Genomic DNA, 15875 nt, shown 5'->3' with positions numbered 1-15875 from the left:
GCATGGGTTTCGCCGCGAGGCTGCTGCTTGCGCTCTGGCTGCCGGTTGCCGGCGCCCTGGCGGCGGATGACCTCGTTGCCGTGCCGCCGCTCAAGGCGCGGGTCACCGACCTTGTCGGCATCTTGAGCCGCGACCAGGCGGCGGCGCTGGAAGCCGACCTGGCCCAGTTCGAGAAAAGCCGCGGCAGCCAGATTGCCATCCTGTTGCTTCCCTCCACGAAGCCGGAATCCATCGAAGCCTATGGCATCCGCGTCGCGGAAGCCTGGAAGATCGGGCGGCAGGGCGTCGACGACGGCGTCATCGTTCTCGTCGCCCGCGACGACCGCGCCCTGCGCATCGAAGTCGGCCGGGGCCTGGAAGGGGCGCTGCCCGATGCCGTGGCAAAGCGCATCATCGAGGAAACCATGCTGCCGCGCTTCAGGTCGGGCGATTATTTCGGCGGCTTGCAGGACGGCGTGTCGCAAATCATGACGGTCATCGCCGGCGAGCCGCTGCCACCGCCCCGGAGACGCATGCAGGGCGCTGCAACCGCCGATTCCTGGGAGGACCTCCTGCCGCTGGCCATGTTGTTCGTTTTCGTCGGGGGCGGCCTCCTGCGAGCCCTCTTCGGCAGGCTGCTCGGCGGCGCGCTGGCGGGCGGCGTGGCCTTCTTCGGCGGCTGGCTCCTGCTCGGCAGCGCATCGGTTGCGCTGGTGATCGCCCTGGTCGTGTTCTTTCTGACGCTGTCGGGCATTGCCGGTGCGCATGGCCTGCACGGCTACGGGGGGCGGGGCGGGTCCGGCGGCGGCTTCTCCGGTGGCGGGGGCGGATTCGGCGGCGGGGGGGCATCGGGACGATGGTGAGCCTTTCACGACTGCTGCGACATCTGCTGACGCCGGACTGGCAGGTGGGCAAGTGTTTTCCTGCGCGGGTCATGCAGGCGGTGGAGGCGTCCATCGCCGCCTCCGAAACGCGCCATGCCGGCGAGATCCGCTTCGCCGTCGAAGCCGGTCTGCCGCTCGCCTCGCTATTGCATGGCGAGACAGCCCGGCTGCGTGCCGTAGAGGTTTTTTCCCGGTTGCGCGTGTGGGACACCGAGAACAACAGCGGCGTCCTGATCTATGTCCAGCTGGTCGACCGCGAGGTGGAAATCCTCGCCGATCGCGGCATCAACGCCCTGGTGCCGCAGGCCGAGTGGGACGCCATCTGCCATCGCCTCGAGGAGAGCTACCGCAACGGGAACTTCGAGCAGGGGACGATTGCCGCCATCGAGGAAATCGGCATCCGCCTGGCGCGGCACTTCCCGCCGCTTGGGGCCAATCCGAACGAACTGCCGGATCGGCCGGCGATTCTCTGATCAGTGGTGGGCGTTGACGTTTTTCGCGGCGGCGAGGAGCTGCTGCAGTTCCTCGCCGTGCTCGCGCATGTTGCGGCGGTGCCAGAAGCCGACCAGCAGCATGGTCAGGCTGACGAAAACGCCGAACAGGATGATCACCGCGTAGATCGACAGGTCCAGATAGACCAGCAGGGCGTACAGGCCGAGCATGACGAGGATGCTGGTGTTCTCGTTGAAGTTCTGCACGGCGATGGAATGCCCGGCGCCCATCAGGATGTGGCCGCGGTGTTGCAGCAGGGCGTTCATCGGCACGACGAAGAAGCCGGCCATGGCGCCGACTGCCACCATCATCACCAGCGCCACCGGCAGACCGGTGACGAAGACCATGCCCATGACGACGATGCCCATGGCGATGCCGACCGGCAATACCCTCACCGACTTGTCCAGCGAGACGGCTTTTGCGGCGATGACCGCGCCGGCGGCGATGCCGAGCGCCACGACGCCCTGGAGCACGGTGGCCTTGTCGAGCGGCAGGCCGAGCGCCTTGTCGGCCCACTTCAGCACGATGAACTGCAGGGTGGCGCCGGCGCCCCAGAACAGGGTGGTGACGGCGAGCGAGATCTGGCCCAGCTTGTCGCGCCAGAGCAGGCGTACGCAGTGCCAGAACTCGCGCATGAGGTACATCGGGTTCCTGTGCAGCGGCTTGTGGTCGACGCCGGTGTCCGGGATGTAGAAGTTGAAGACGGCGGCGATCAGGTAGAGCAGGGAGATCACCAGCATGGCCACTTCAGCGGGCGTGTCGACCGTGGTTTCGATGCCAGGCAGGTCGACGGTCAGGAGATAGCCGCTCACCGTCGGGTTGATCAGCACGCCGCCCAGTACCGTGCCGAGGATGATGGCGGCCACCGTCAGGCCCTCGATCCAGCCGTTGGCGATGACCAGCTTGTCGTGCGGCAGGTACTCGGTGAGGATGCCGTATTTCGCCGGCGAATAGGCTGCGGCGCCGAGGCCGACGATGGCATACGAGAGCAGCACGTAGTAGTGAATCGGGATGCCGAGAAGATCCAGGTTCGGCACCGTCGACACCAGCAGAAGGAAGCAGCCGGCGATCTTGATGGTGTTGCTGATCAACATGACGCGTCCCTTGGCCATCGAGTCGGCGAAGGCGCCGACGAAGGCCGCCAGGGCGACGTAGGAGACGGTGAAAAACAGTTTCAGCAGCGGCTCGTACTGGGCGGGCGACTGGATGTCCCGCAGCATGGCGATGGCGGCGATGAGGAGGGCGTTGTCCGCCAGCGCAGAGAAGAACTGCGCCGCCATGATGATGTAGAAGCCGAGATTCATTCAGCGATATGCCGCAGAGCGGTGTGTACGGCCGGCATCTTTTCTTATAAGACTGGGGTGGCGGCTTTATACCATGAAGCGGAAAGCGTGTCAGAACCCTGCGCCCACGACGGAATTTCGTAATGGATTCAGTCTGCAACTGAAGTAAAACTGGCGAATCAGGCTACCTTATGCTTCCAATTTGTGCTTGAATAACAGCTTATAAGAATTATGAGGGGAGCCGATTATGGCCGATCGGAGATTGCAGGTCTTCCACGCAGTTGCTAAGCAACTGTCGTTTACCAAGGCGGCGGAAGTGCTGTTCATGACGCAACCCGCCGTGACCTTCCAGATCAAGCAGTTGGAAGAACATTTCAACACCCGGCTGTTCGACCGCGGCCACGGCAAGATTTCGCTGACGCCGGCCGGCGAGACGGTGCTGGAATACGCCGAGCGCATCCTCGGCCTGTCGTCGGAGCTGGACGTGCGCCTGGCAGAAATGACAGGGCAGATCGGCGGGCCGCTGCTGGTCGGGGCCAGCACGAGCATCGCCGAATTCATGCTGCCGCGCATCCTCGGCGAATTCAAGTCCCAGTATCCCAATGTCAAGCCGCGCCTGATCGTCGCCAACTCGGAATCGATCGAGACGCGCGTGGCCGAGCATACGCTGGACATCGGCCTGATCGAGGCACCCTCGCACCAGGGCAACCTGCAGTGCGAAATATGCTGCGACGACGAATTGCTGGTCGTCTGCGCGCCGGGTTCCCCGCTGGCCAAGAACAAGGAGCTCACGCCGCAATTGCTGGCGACGCACCCCTTCGTCAGCCGCGAGCCGGGTTCCGGCACGCGCGAAGTGACGGACAACTACTTCCGCAGCGCCGGCGTGCCGCCGGAGAGCCTGAACATCGTCATCGAATTGGGCAGCCCGGAGGCGATCAAGGGCGTGGTCGAGACCGGCATCGGCTTCGCCATCGTCTCGCGCGCCTCGGTGGCCAAGGAGAAGCGGCTCGGCGACCTGCTCGCCATCCCGCTCAAGCCGCGTCTGACCCGCACGCTGTCGATGGTCTACCCCAAGGAAAAATTCCGCTCGCGGCTCGTCAACACCTTCGTCGAGTTCGCCACGGCCAAGCTCAAGCAGTTCGCGGCGAAACAAGGCTGACCAGCCGGCTTCGACTTGACCCGCCCGATCCGCGCCACCATCGACCTGTCCGCGCTGCGCGGCAACTTCGCCGTTGCCCGGCAACGCGCGGGAGGGGTTGCTCTGTGGGCCGTCATCAAGGCCAACGCCTATGGCCATGGACTGATGCGCACGGCCGAGGCACTTGACGATCTCGCCGACGGTTTCGCCTTGCTCGACATCGACGATGCCGTTGCATTGCGCGAAGCCGGTTTCCGCCAGCCCATCCTTTTGCTGGAAGGTTTTTTCGAGGCCGACGAACTGCCGCTCCTCGTCGAATACGGCCTGACGCCGGTGGTGCACTGCCTGGAGCAGGTGGAGATGCTGACGGGCGCCGCCTTGCCGGCGCGGCTGCCGGTTTACCTCAAGCTCAACACCGGCATGAACCGCCTTGGTCTCTCCGCCGAGGAATTCCTTGCCGCCCTGACTGCACTGGAGACGACGCCCAGCGTGTCCGGCATTACCCTGATGACGCATTTCGCCGATGCCGACCTCGCCCGAGGCATCGACTGGCAGATGGCGCGCTTCGAGGAGACCGTGCAGGGCTGCGACCATCCGGTCAGCCTGGCCAACTCGGCGGCGCTGCTGCGCTATCCCGAGGCACGCCGCGGCTGGGCGAGGCCGGGCATCATGCTCTACGGCTCCTCCCCATTTCACCAGGACGAGAGCGCGGAGGCGCTCGGCCTGCGCCCGGTGATGACGCTTTCCAGCCGGCTCGTTTCGGTGCAGGAACTGGCGGCCGGAGAGCGCGTCGGCTATGGCGGCATTTTTACGGCGGAGCGGCCGATGCGCATCGGCATCGTCGCCTGCGGCTACGCCGACGGCTACCCGCGACACGCCCCGAGCGGTACGCCGATCCTCGTCGAGGGCCGGCGCACGCGCACCGTCGGCCGCGTCTCGATGGACATGATCATGGTCGACCTCGAGGGCATCCCCGACGCCGGCATCGGCTCGCCGGTCGTGCTGTGGGGCGAGGGCCTGCCGGTCGACGACGTTGCAACGGCCGCCGGCACCGTCAGCTACGAGTTGCTCTGCGCGCTGGCCCAGCGGGTCCCCGTGATCGAAAAGGAATAGCGGGCTCACGCAGCGAGCCCGCCTGCCGGTAGTATTCCCGCATGGCCAAACAAAAGACCGTCTACACCTGCACCGAATGCGGCGGCAGCGCGCCGAAGTGGCAGGGCCAGTGCCCGCACTGTTCCGCCTGGAACACCCTCGTCGAAACCCTGGCAGAGTCTGCGCCGACCAACCGCTTCTCGGCCATCGCCGGCAGCGGCCGGCTGCAGCGCCTGGCCGAGATCAGCCCGCGCGAGGAATCGCGCGTCGCCACCGGCATCGAGGAATTCGACCGCGTGCTTGGCGGCGGCCTGGTGGCCGGCGGCGTCGTCCTGATCGGCGGCGATCCCGGCATCGGCAAGTCCACCCTGCTGCTGCAGGCGCTGGCGCAGCTGGCCGGGCGCCAGCCGGCGCTGTACGTCTCCGGCGAGGAGTCCGGCGAGCAGGTGGCCCTGCGCGCCCGGCGCCTGCAACTGGAGGTCGGCGGCCTGCAGCTGCTGACGGAGATCCATCTCGAGAAGATCCTCGCCGCCCTGGCCGAGCACAAGCCGCGCATCGCGGTGATCGACTCGATCCAGACGCTGTACTCCGATGCCCTGCAGTCGGCGCCCGGCTCGGTGGCGCAGGTGCGCGAATGCGCCGCGCAGTTGACGCGTTACGCCAAGCAGGCCGGCACCTGCATCGTCTTCGTCGGCCACGTCACGAAGGAGGGCGCGCTGGCCGGGCCGCGCGTGCTGGAGCACATCGTCGACACCGTGCTCTATTTCGAGGGCGATCCCAATTCCAGCTTCCGACTGGTGCGCGCCGTGAAGAACCGCTTCGGCGCGGTGAACGAGCTGGGCGTCTTCGCCATGACCGACAAGGGCCTGCGCGGCGTGTCCAATCCGTCCGCGCTGTTCCTCTCCCAGCACGACCGGCAGGTGGCCGGCTCCTGCGTGCTGGTGACGCAGGAGGGCACGCGGCCCCTGCTGGTGGAGATCCAGGCGCTGGTGGACGAGGCGCATTCGCCCAGCCCGCGCCGGCTCTCCGTCGGCCTCGAGCAGAACCGCCTGGCCATGCTGCTGGCGGTTCTGCACCGCCATGCCGGCATCGCCTGCTTCGACCAGGACGTCTTCGTCAACGCCGTCGGCGGCGTCAAGATCAACGAGCCGGCGGCCGACCTTGCGGTGATGCTGGCCATCGTCTCCAGCCTGCGCAACCGGCCGCTGCCGCAGAAGCTGATCGCCTTCGGCGAGGTCGGCCTGGCCGGCGAAATCCGCCCGGCGCCGCGCGGGCAGGAACGCCTCAAGGAAGCCGCCAAGCTCGGCTTCACGCACGCGCTCATCCCGAAGGCCAACGCACCGAAGCAACCAATCCGCGGCATCGAGGTCATAGCCCTGGAACGGGTCGAGCAGGCGGTGGACAAGATGCGGGAACTGCAGTGAACAGCTGGCACCTGTCGTGGCAGATGCTGAAGCGCGATTTCCGCGCCGGCGAGTTGCGCCTGCTTGGCCTGGCACTGCTGATCGCCGTCGCCAGCCTGTCGAGCGTCAGCTTCTTTTCGGATCGCTTGTCGCGCGCCCTGGCACGAGAGGCGCACCAGTTGCTCGGTGGCGATCTGCTGCTGCTGGCCGACCATTCCTGGGACAAATCCTATCGCTCGGAAGCGGAACGGCTCGGCCTGCGCGTCATCGGCAGCGTCAGTTTCCCGAGCATGACGGCGGTGAATGGCGCCAGTCACCTGGCCGACATCAAGGCGGTCGAACCGGGCTACCCCCTGCGCGGGGCGCTGAGGATTGCGCCGGCGCTCAACCAGCCCGATGCGGAAACGCAGGAGACGCCGGCGCGCGGCACGGTCTGGCTGGACGAGCGGCTGGCGGCGGCACTGGAGGCGAAAGTCGGCGACGTCGTGCAGCTCGGCAACGCCAGGCTCGCCGTCTCGGCGGTACTGACTTTGGAGCCGGACCGCGGCGTGAACTTTTTCAACATCGCGCCGCGCCTGATGATGCAGGCCACCGACCTGCCGGCCACGCAGCTGATCCAGGTCGGCAGCCGCGTCACCTGGCGCCTGCATCTGGCCGGCGAGGCCAAGGCCGTCGCCGCCTACCAGAAGTGGGCGGAAAAGCGCCTGGGACGCGGCGAGCGCATCGAGAGCCTCGACAATGCGCGGCCCGAGGTGCGCAACGCCCTCGACCGCGCCGAGAAGTTCCTGCGCCTGGCGGCGCTGCTGGCGGCGGTGCTGGCGGCGGTCGCCGTCGGCCTGGCATCGCGCCGCTTCATGCAGCGGCACCTCGACGGCTGCGCCGTGATGCGCTGCCTCGGTGCGCGCGAGGGCCAGCTGCTGCGCATCTACCTCGGCGAATTCCTGCTCTTCGGCGCCATCGTCTCGGCCCTCGGCTGCCTGGCCGGCTTCGGCGCCCAGTATGCGCTGGAGCGCCTGCTGGCGAATCTGCTGACGACCGCCTTGCCGGCGCCTTCTCCGCTGCCGCTCGTCTATGGCTTCGCCCTTGGACTGGCGCTGCTGGCCGGCTTCGCCCTGCCGCAGCTGATGCGCCTGCGCAACGTGCCGACGGTGCGCGTGCTGCGGCGCGAGTGGGCGGATGCCGAGCCGCTGGCTTGGGGCGGCTATGCCTTCGGCGCTGCAGTGCTGGCTGGCCTGATGCTGTGGATGGCGGCCGACCTCAAGCTCGGGCTGTGGGTGCTCGGCCTGTTTTCGCTCGCCGTCGCCATCTACGCTGGCGTGGCGCGCCTGGCGCTGGCGGCGGCCGGTCGCCTGCGCGGTGCGGCGGGCGCCGGCTGGCGCTACGGCATCGCCTCGCTCGCCCGTCGCCTCGGCACCAGCCTGATCCAGGCGGTGGCCCTCGGCCTCGGCATGACGGCGCTGCTGCTGCTGACCCTGGCGCGCGACGACCTGCTGGCCTCCTGGAAGCGCAGCATGCCGCCGGACGCGCCCAACCGCTTCATCATCAACATCCAGCCGGAGCAGCGCGAGCCGGTGCGTGCGCTGTTCGCCGCCAAGGGGCTGGAAAAGCCCGAACTGCTGCCGATGGTACGCGGCCGCCTGGTGGCGGTGAACGGCCGGCCGGTCGCAGCGGCCGACTACGCCGAGGAGCGCGCCCAGCGCCTGGTCGAGCGCGAGTTCAACCTGTCCTGGATGGCCGAGCTGCCGGAGGGCAATTCGCTCACGGCCGGCCGCTGGTTCGCCGCACAGGACGCCGGCCAGCCGCAATTCTCGGTGGAGCAGGGGCTGGCCGAGACGCTGAAGCTGAAGATGGGCGACGTCCTGAGCTATGAAATCGCCGGCCGGCGGCTGGAGGCGAAGATCACCTCGCTGCGCAAGCTCGACTGGGATTCGATGCGCGTGAATTTCTTCGTCGTCACGCCGCCCGGCGTGCTGGAACCGTTTCCGACCAGCTACATCACCAGCTTCCATCTGCCGCAGGAACGGGCCGGCTTCGTCGGCGAGCTGGTGGCGGCGCATCCCAACCTGACGGTGATCGACGTCGCCTCCATCCTGCGCCAGTTCCAGTCGGTCATGGACCAATTGGCGCAGGCGGTGCAGTTCGTCTTTGCGTTTTCCCTGATCGCCGGGCTGGCGGTGTTGTACGCCGCGCTGGAATCCACCCATGACGAGCGGGAATACGAGATCGCCGTGCTGCGCACCCTCGGCGCGCGCAACCGCCAGTTGCGTGCAGCGCTGGCGGCGGAGTTTGCGGCGCTGGGCGCCATCGCCGGCGTGGTGGCGGGGGTCGGTTCGGCCATCATCAGCTGGCTCCTGGGGCGTTTCGTCTTCCAGATGCCCTATGAGCCGGCCTGGCTGGTGCTGCCGGCGGGGGTCTTGGGCGGCATTCTCGGCATCACCCTGGCCGGGCTGGCCGGTACCGCACGCACCCTGCGCGCACCGGCGTTGCAGAGCCTGCGTGCGCTGGCGTGATTTTCGTGATAAATATCACGAAAGGGATAGGCAATCGAAAATCCCGCTGCTATACTCGGCATTAAAAATATAATGTAAACCTCTGTGATGGCGTGGTTTTTCCGTGCCTGGGCTCCATGGGGGGATATGAGGGGTTCATGCCCGATTTCTGGACGGCGGCCGCACTGCTCCTGGCAGTCGCGGCGGTAAGCTTCATCCTCTGGCGAATCGCCGCGCTTCACGCGGCGACGAAGGACCTCCCATCCCGCATCGAATCGGCACTGGCCGAGAATCATCGCGCCATGCTGTCCGACCTGCACGACGGCCTCAACCGCCAGGGCGACCGGCTGCTGTCGCAGAGCGCCGAATCCGGCGAGCGGCTGCAGAAGACGCTGGCGGAGCTGAATGCCTCTTTCCAGGCGAAGCAGGACCAGTTGCGCGCCGAAGTCCTCGAACAGATCATGCTGAAGCTGGCGGAGCAGGCGCGTGCCGACCGCGAACTGCTGCAATCGGGACTGGCGCAGGCCACGACCCAGCTGTCCGCCAGCATGGAAAGCCTCACCCGCAGCATCAACGAGCGCCTCGAGCAGATCAGCGGCCGCGTCAGCGAGCGGCTCGACGAGGGCTTCAAGAAGACCAACGAGACCTTCGCCAACGTCATGGCGCGACTGGCCACCATCGACGAGGCGCAGAAGAAGATCGACGGCCTCACCACCAACGTCGTCAGCCTGCAGGAACTGCTCGGCGACAAGAAGGCGCGCGGCGCCTTCGGCGAAGTGCAGCTCGAGGCCCTGGTGCGCAACACCCTGCCGCCCGGCAGCTTCGAGTTCCAGTACACCCTCTCGAACGGCACGCGCGCCGACTGCGTGCTGAAGCTGCCCGAGCCGACCGGCCTGGTGGCGGTGGACTCGAAATTTCCGCTGGAGAACTACCACCGCATGTTTGCGCCGGAGGCCTCGGAGTTCGAACGCCGTGCCGCGCAGACTGACTTTCGTGCCGACCTGAAGAAGCACATCGACGCCATCGCCGCGAAGTACATCCTGCCCAACGAGACCTCCGACGGCGCGGTCATGTTCGTGCCGGCCGAGGCGGTATTCGCCGAGATCCACGCCTATCATCCCGAGACGGTCGGCTACGCCATGCAGAAGCGCGTCTGGATCGTTTCGCCGACGACGCTGATGGCGGTGCTGAACACCGCGCGCGCCGTCCTGAAGGACGTCGAGACGCGCCACCAGATCCACATCATCAAGGACGCCCTCGGCAAGCTGTCGAAGGACTTTGTCCGCTTCGACGAGCGCATGCAGAAGCTGGCGGCGCACATCGACCAGGCGCAGAAGGACGTGCAGGACGTGCAGATCAGCAGCCGCAAGATCAGCGGCCAGTTCGCCCGCATCGAGGGCGTCGAACTGGACGGACTCGAGACGCCGCCGGCGATCGCTGCCGTGCCGTTGCGCAAGGCGGGCGAGGAATGATGTCGGCGCGCCGCCAGCTGATCGTCCGGCGTGCCCTGGCTGCCCTGGCCGTCCTCGGCTCCTGCGGCGCGGCCCTGGCGTTGGGTCCCGCCGACGAAGGCCGATCCATCAATGTTTTCTGGTTTGCCGGGCTGGGCGGAGTGAGCGCCTTCGGCGGCTGGCTGGCCTGGAACTCGATCGCCTCGTCCGGCCGGCTGCGCGACCAGCTCAACCTGATCGATACCGCCTTCCGTTGCGTCGACGTCGCCGTGGTCGGCCTCGACGACCGCGGCAACATCTTCTTTGCCAATGCCGCCGCGGCCAAGCTGGCGGACGTCGAGCCAATGGCGCTGACCGGTCGCGCCTTCGCCGAGGCTTTTCCTCTGCGCAGTGCCGCGGACGGGTCGCCGGTCGAACTGGCGCAGCTGCAGGCGGCCTGCGGCGAGGAGGCGTCTGCCGTGCGGGCAGTGCTGCGCGACGCCGCCGACAACGAGCATGTGCTCGACATCAGTTGCGCCTGCGAGGACAGCGGCCGCAGCCAGGTCAGCTTCCTCGCCATGGAAGACGTCTCCGTGCCGCGCGGCATCTCGCTCGAGCTGTTCTGGCAGGCCAATCATGATGCCCTGACCGGCCTGGTGAACCGCCGCGGCTTCGAGGACCAGCTGCGCAAGGCGATCGCCGTCGGCGGCGAACCGGACAAGCAGCATACGCTGCTCTTCATCGACCTCGACCGCTTCAAGCTGATCAACGACAGCGGCGGCCATGCCGCCGGCGACGAATTCCTGCGCCAGATTGCCGCCGTGCTGCGCCATCGCGTGCGCACCACGGACGTGCTGGCGCGCATGGGCGGCGACGAGTTCGCCGTGCTGTTGCACGCCTGCCCGGTGGAGCAGGCGCTGCGCATTGCCAACGCCATCCGCATGGATGTTTCCAATTTCCGCTTCGTCTGGCGCGAAAAGGTCTTCCATGTCGGCGCCAGCATTGGCCTGGTGGTGCTGTCCGACCCGACCGCCAGCGCGGAAGAGGTGATGGAACAGGCCGACGCCGCCTGCTACACGGCGAAGGAGGCCGGCCGCGACCAGATCCGCGTCTATCACGCCAAGGCCGCCAACCATCAGCCGCGCGCCGACATGAACATCGTCGAGACGATCCACGACGCCATCGAGCGCAACGGCTTCCGCCTGTTCCGCCAGCGCATCGCCGGCCTCGGCGAGGCGGGCGCCAAGGCGCGGCATTTCGAGCTGCTGCTGCGCATGGTCGACCGCGAAGGCAAGATCGTGCCGCCGATGGTGTTCATCCCGGCCGCCGAGCGGCACAACATGATGCAGGCCATCGACCGCTGGGTGCTGGCCAACGCGCTGCCGGCGATCCGCCGCGAATGCGAGGCGACGCCGGACAGCCTGCCGGTGTTCGACATCAACCTGTCCGCCGAGAGCATCAACGACAGCCGCTTCCCCGCTTTCGTGCGCGAGCAGATCGCCCTGCACAAGGTGCCGGCCGCGGCCATCTGCTTCGAGATCACCGAGACGCTGGCGGTGGCCAACCTGACCAAGGCGGCCGAGCTGATCCGCGAGCTGAAGGAGCTGGGGCTGCGCTTCGCCCTGGACGACTTCGGCGCCGGCATGTGCTCCTTCGCCTACCTGAAGCACCTGCCGGTGGACTACGTCAAGATCGACGGCGCCTTCGTGCGCGACATGTTCGCCGAACCGATGAACATCGAGGTGGTGTCGGCCATCAACAACATCGCCCACTCGCTCGGCATGCAGACCATCGCCGAATTCGTCGAAACCGAGGGCGCGCTCAACCGCCTGCGCGAGATGGGCGTCGACTTCGCCCAGGGCCACGCCGTCGGGCGGCCGTTCTTCTTCAGTTAAACCAGTCCCTCGAAGGGCTGCACGTCGACCGCTTCGCCCGGCTCGACGTTGCCGCGCTCGTGTTCGACGACGATGATGCAGTTCGCCTCCGACATCGAGCGCAGCACGCCGGAGCCCTGCGTGCCGGTTGCGCGAACCTTCCATTCGCCGTTTTCCCGGAACAGGATGCCGCGCTGGAATTCGCTGCGGCCGGGCCGCTTCTTCAGCGGCGTGACGCAGGGCACGCGGAATTGCGGCAGCGGCTCGACCGGCGCGACGCCCATCATCTTCAGCAGCGCTTCGCGCACGAACTCGTAGAAGGTCACCATCACGGCGACAGGATTGCCCGGCAGGCCGAACAGCCAGGCCGTATTTTTGTCGCTGCCGATCTTGCCGAAGGCCATCGGCCGGCCGGGCCGCATGGCGATCTTCCAGAACGCCACTTCGCCCAGCTTTTCCATCATGCCGCGTATGAAGTCCGCCTCGCCGACCGAAACGCCGCCGCTGGTGAGGATCACGTCGGCCTGGACGGCGGACCGGCGAAAGGCCGCTTCCAGTGCGTCCGGATCGTCGCGCACCACGCCGAGGTCGATCGCCTCGCAGCCCAGGCGCGTCAGCATGCCGTAGAGGGTGTAGCGGTTGCTGTCGTACACCTCGCCCTCCCCGAGCGGCGTGCCGACCGAACACAGCTCGTCGCCGGTGGAGAAGAAGGCGACGCGCAGGCGCCGCCTGACGTTGACTTCGGCGACGCCTAGCGAAGCGATCAGGCCGAGCTCCGCCGGGCGGATGACCTTGCCGGCGCGGATCGCCGGCGTGCCGGCGCGCAGGTCCTCGCCGGCGCGGCGGACGTGCTGGCCCTGCCGCTGCTTCGGCGGGACGACGATGCGATCATTCTCGGCGCGCACCAATTCCTGGATCACCACCGTGTCGGCGCCCTCGGGGATGACGCCGCCGGTCATGATGCGCACGCACTGGCCGGCCTCGAGGCTGCCCGCGAAGGTGCGCCCGGCGAAAGCCGTGCCGGCGAGCCGAAGCATGGTTTCGCCCTCGGCGGCGAGGTCGGCGTAGCGCACGGCATAGCCGTCCATGGCCGAGTTGTCGTGGCCGGGGACGTTGGCCGTCGCGAGGACGTCCTCGGCCAGCACCCGGCCCAGTGCATTGCGAACGAAGAGGCGTTCAGTGCCGGCGACCGGCTCGACGAGGCCGAGGATCAGTTTGCGGGCCTGCTCGACGGAGAGGGATTCCGGATCGTAGCCGTCGGCGCAGGAGAGTGTCTTCAGAAGCGAAGTCATGGTTCGAGTTGGTTCAGTTCTTCAAGCGTGTTGATGTTGGCGAAGGCGCGCTCGTCGGGGAACGGCACCTCGGCCACCTTGAGCGCGGCATACCAGGCGTCGACCTTGCGGCCGCCCGCCTCGAGAAAGGCCGTCAGGCCGTCCAGCACCTCGCGGCGCACCAGGGAGAATACCGGATGCGGCTGATCGCCGGTCTTCGCCACCGCGAGGTCGGCGCCGGCCGCCTCCAGCGCGCCGCGCAGTTTGCCGACCAGGTCCTCGGGCAGGAAGGGCGAGTCGCAGGGCGCCGTGACCAGCAGCGGCGTCTCGCAGGCGAGCAGGCCCGTGTGCAGGCCGGCCAGCGGGCCGGCGAAGCCGGCGATGCGGTCGGGGACGACCGGGTAGCCGAAGGCGGCGTAGGCCTCCAGGTTCTGGTTGGCGTTGATGAGCAGGGCGTCCACCTGCGGCGCCAGGCGCGCGATGGCCCACGCCGCCATCGGCTTGCCGCGGAAGGGCTGCAGGCCCTTGTCGCGGCCGCCCATGCGCCGGCCGAGTCCGCCGGCGAGGATGAGGCCGGTGATCTTCATGCGGTCGTCGCGTGCGATTTGTGAAAGCGCTGCGCGCCGGTGAACAGGAGGTAATGCTTGCCCTGGGCGCGTCCGATCATGGTGAGGCCAAGCTTGCTCGCCAGGTCGTAGCCCATCTGCGTCAGGCCCGAGCGCGAGACGAGGAAGGGGATGCCCATCTGCGCCGTCTTGATGACCATTTCCGAAGTGAGCCGGCCGGTGGTGTAGAAGACCTTGTCGCCGCCCTCGAGGCCGTCCAGCCACATCCGGCCGGCGATGGCGTCCACCGCGTTGTGGCGGCCGACGTCCTCGACGAACGTCAGGATCTCGCAGCCGCGGGCGAGGGCGCAGCCGTGCACCGCGCCGGCCTGCTTGTAGATCGATTCGTGGTGGCGCACCGCATCGAGCAGGCCGTAGAGCGTGGCCTCGTCGAGGCGGGCCGCCGGCAGCGAGATGCTCCCGATTTCATCCATCAAATCGCCGAATACCGTGCCCTGGCCGCAGCCGGTGGTGACGGTGCGCTTGCCCATGCGTGCCTCGAGATCGCCGGCGGAGCGGGTCGTCGTGACGGCCACCGAATCCGTCTCCCAGTCGACCTGCACGGCGGCGATGTCCTCCAGGCGCTCGACCAGGCGCTGGTTGCGCAGGTAGCCGATGGCCAGCGCCTCCGGCGCGCCGCCCAGCGTCATCAGGGTGACGATCTCGCGCTTGTCGAGGTAGAGCGTCAGGGGATGCTCGCCGGCGATGGGCGTCGGCACCACTTCTCCGTGCTCGTTGACGGCGGCGATGGTGACGGTGGCCGGGCGGGCGGCGTCGGTGAGTAGCGGGCGGTACGACACGAGGGATCAGCCCCCCGTCATCGACATGAAGCGGACGACCTTCGGGTCCTGCATCTGTTCGTTGAAGTCGTGGCCCTTCGGCTTGATGCCCATCGAGTCGACGATGGCCTGGCGCAGCGGCGCGTCGTCGCCGGGATGGGCGCGCAACACCGGCATCAGGGGCAGGGCATCGTTCTGGCCGAGGCAGGGATACAGCTCGCCCTTGCAGGTGATGCGCACGCGGTTGCAGCTGTCGCAGAAATTGTGCGAGTGGGGCGAGATGAAGCCGACCTTGGTCTTGGTGCCAGGGATGCGCCAGTAGCGCGCCGGCCCGCCCGTGGTCTCGGCCGAACTGACCAGCTCGAAGTGCGGCCGCAGCAGCGCCAGGGCGTCGTCCGAGCTGAAATAGGTATCGGCGCGCGGGTGGTCCACCGTGCCGAGCGGCATCTCCTCGATGAAGGACAGGTCGATGCCCTTGCCGACGGCGAAGCGCGCCAGGTCGGCGAACTCGTCGTCGTTCACGCCGCGCATCATCACCGTGTTGAGCTTGATGCCGTCGAAGCCGGCGGCGATGGCGGCGTCGATGCCGCGCAGCACCTTGTCGATCTCGCCGACGCGGGTGATCGACTTGAAGCGGTCTGCGCGCAGCGTGTCCAGGCTGATGTTCACGCGCTTGACGCCGGCCTCGCGCATTTCGGCGGCGTAGCGCTCGAGCTGCGAGCCGTTGGTGGTGACCACCAGTTCCTTCAGGCCTTCGAGCTTGCCCGCCTCGCGCATCAGCCAGAGGGCGTTTCGCCGCACCAGCGGCTCGCCGCCGGTGATGCGCACCTTGGTGACGCCCATGCCGACGAAGCTGCGGATGACGCGCAGGCATTCCTCCAGGCTCAGCAGATGGTCGCGCGGCAGGAATTCCATCTCTTCCGCCATGCAGTAGAAGCAGCGGAAGTCGCAGCGGTCGGTGATCGACAGGCGGATGTAGGTGATGTGGCGGCCGTACTTGTCCACCAGCGTGCCGGGGGCGTGGCTGGAGGTGGCCGGCGTCGTCGTCGGCACGAACTGCTCGAGGCCGACGGGAACCGATTCGGGATTCAGGGATTCGTTGCGCATGGCTGTTTCACATTCGACATTTCAACTTTCCGACAATTCATGACTATAT

At 67.5% G+C, this 15875-nt stretch carries 13 protein-coding genes; 8 read left to right on the top strand and 5 right to left on the bottom strand.

Going from position 1 to position 15875, the window contains the following annotated elements; genetic code table 11:
• Window positions 1–2: 2 nt before the first annotated feature.
• A complete protein-coding gene (locus tag ROZ00_06290; protein ID MDT3735813.1) occupies window positions 3–842 on the top strand; it encodes a TPM domain-containing protein in 840 nt (279 codons plus the stop codon).
• A complete protein-coding gene (locus tag ROZ00_06285) occupies window positions 836–1336 on the top strand; it encodes a TPM domain-containing protein (GenBank protein ID MDT3735812.1) in 501 nt (166 codons plus the stop codon). The genes ROZ00_06290 and ROZ00_06285 overlap by 7 nt, the downstream gene beginning before the upstream one ends.
• On the opposite strand, the gene lplT is transcribed toward ROZ00_06285, so the two are convergent.
• The gene (gene lplT, locus ROZ00_06280; protein ID MDT3735811.1) at window positions 1337–2659 is read right to left on the bottom strand and encodes a lysophospholipid transporter LplT; all 1323 of its coding nucleotides are present in this window, start codon (window positions 2657–2659) and stop codon (window positions 1337–1339) included.
• A 226-nt stretch (window positions 2660–2885) separates the two neighbouring features.
• Here lplT and ROZ00_06275 point away from each other — a divergent pair, with 226 nt between their 5' ends.
• The 6 genes from ROZ00_06275 to ROZ00_06250 all read left to right on the top strand — a co-directional run bounded on the left by ROZ00_06275 (window position 2886) and on the right by ROZ00_06250 (window position 12085).
• On the top strand, window positions 2886–3797 hold the full coding sequence (locus ROZ00_06275) for a LysR family transcriptional regulator (protein MDT3735810.1): 912 nt from the start codon (window positions 2886–2888) through the stop codon (window positions 3795–3797).
• A 15-nt stretch (window positions 3798–3812) separates the two neighbouring features.
• Window positions 3813–4889, top strand: a complete 1077-nt coding sequence (alr, locus tag ROZ00_06270; protein MDT3735809.1) for an alanine racemase — start codon at window positions 3813–3815, stop codon at window positions 4887–4889.
• Between the two features lie 41 nt (window positions 4890–4930).
• On the top strand, window positions 4931–6292 hold the full coding sequence (radA, locus tag ROZ00_06265; protein ID MDT3735808.1) for a DNA repair protein RadA: 1362 nt from the start codon (window positions 4931–4933) through the stop codon (window positions 6290–6292).
• Window positions 6289–8781, top strand: a complete 2493-nt coding sequence (locus tag ROZ00_06260; protein MDT3735807.1) for an FtsX-like permease family protein — start codon at window positions 6289–6291, stop codon at window positions 8779–8781. The genes radA and ROZ00_06260 overlap by 4 nt, the downstream gene beginning before the upstream one ends.
• Before the next feature lie 137 nt (window positions 8782–8918).
• A complete protein-coding gene (rmuC, locus tag ROZ00_06255; protein ID MDT3735806.1) occupies window positions 8919–10232 on the top strand; it encodes a DNA recombination protein RmuC in 1314 nt (437 codons plus the stop codon).
• Window positions 10229–12085: an EAL domain-containing protein gene (locus ROZ00_06250; GenBank protein MDT3735805.1), complete on the top strand. Its 1857-nt coding sequence runs from the start codon at window positions 10229–10231 to the stop codon at window positions 12083–12085. The genes rmuC and ROZ00_06250 overlap by 4 nt, the downstream gene beginning before the upstream one ends.
• Here ROZ00_06250 and ROZ00_06245 read toward each other — a convergent pair.
• The 4 genes from ROZ00_06245 to moaA are packed head-to-tail and all read right to left on the bottom strand — an operon-like array spanning window position 12082 to window position 15826.
• Window positions 12082–13356 carry a molybdopterin molybdotransferase MoeA gene (locus ROZ00_06245; protein ID MDT3735804.1) on the bottom strand — a complete coding sequence of 425 codons (1275 nt, stop codon included), beginning with the start codon at window positions 13354–13356 and terminating at the stop codon, window positions 12082–12084. The genes ROZ00_06250 and ROZ00_06245 overlap by 4 nt on opposite strands.
• Complete coding sequence (gene mobA / locus ROZ00_06240; GenBank protein MDT3735803.1) at window positions 13353–13922, bottom strand: molybdenum cofactor guanylyltransferase MobA; 570 nt, start codon at window positions 13920–13922, stop codon at window positions 13353–13355. The genes ROZ00_06245 and mobA overlap by 4 nt, the downstream gene beginning before the upstream one ends.
• Window positions 13919–14740: a formate dehydrogenase accessory sulfurtransferase FdhD gene (locus ROZ00_06235; GenBank protein MDT3735802.1), complete on the bottom strand. Its 822-nt coding sequence runs from the start codon at window positions 14738–14740 to the stop codon at window positions 13919–13921. The genes mobA and ROZ00_06235 overlap by 4 nt, the downstream gene beginning before the upstream one ends.
• A gap of 6 nt (window positions 14741–14746) precedes the next feature.
• Window positions 14747–15826, bottom strand: coding sequence for a GTP 3',8-cyclase MoaA (gene moaA, locus ROZ00_06230; GenBank protein MDT3735801.1), 1080 nt, complete (start codon window positions 15824–15826; stop codon window positions 14747–14749).
• Window positions 15827–15875 lie beyond the last annotated feature (49 nt).

This window comes from Denitratisoma sp. (assembly GCA_032027165.1).
Taxonomy (GTDB): Bacteria; Pseudomonadota; Gammaproteobacteria; order Burkholderiales; family Rhodocyclaceae; genus Desulfobacillus.
Note: the sequence above shows the minus strand (reverse complement) of the source record. Positions and strands in the feature narration are given on the sequence as shown.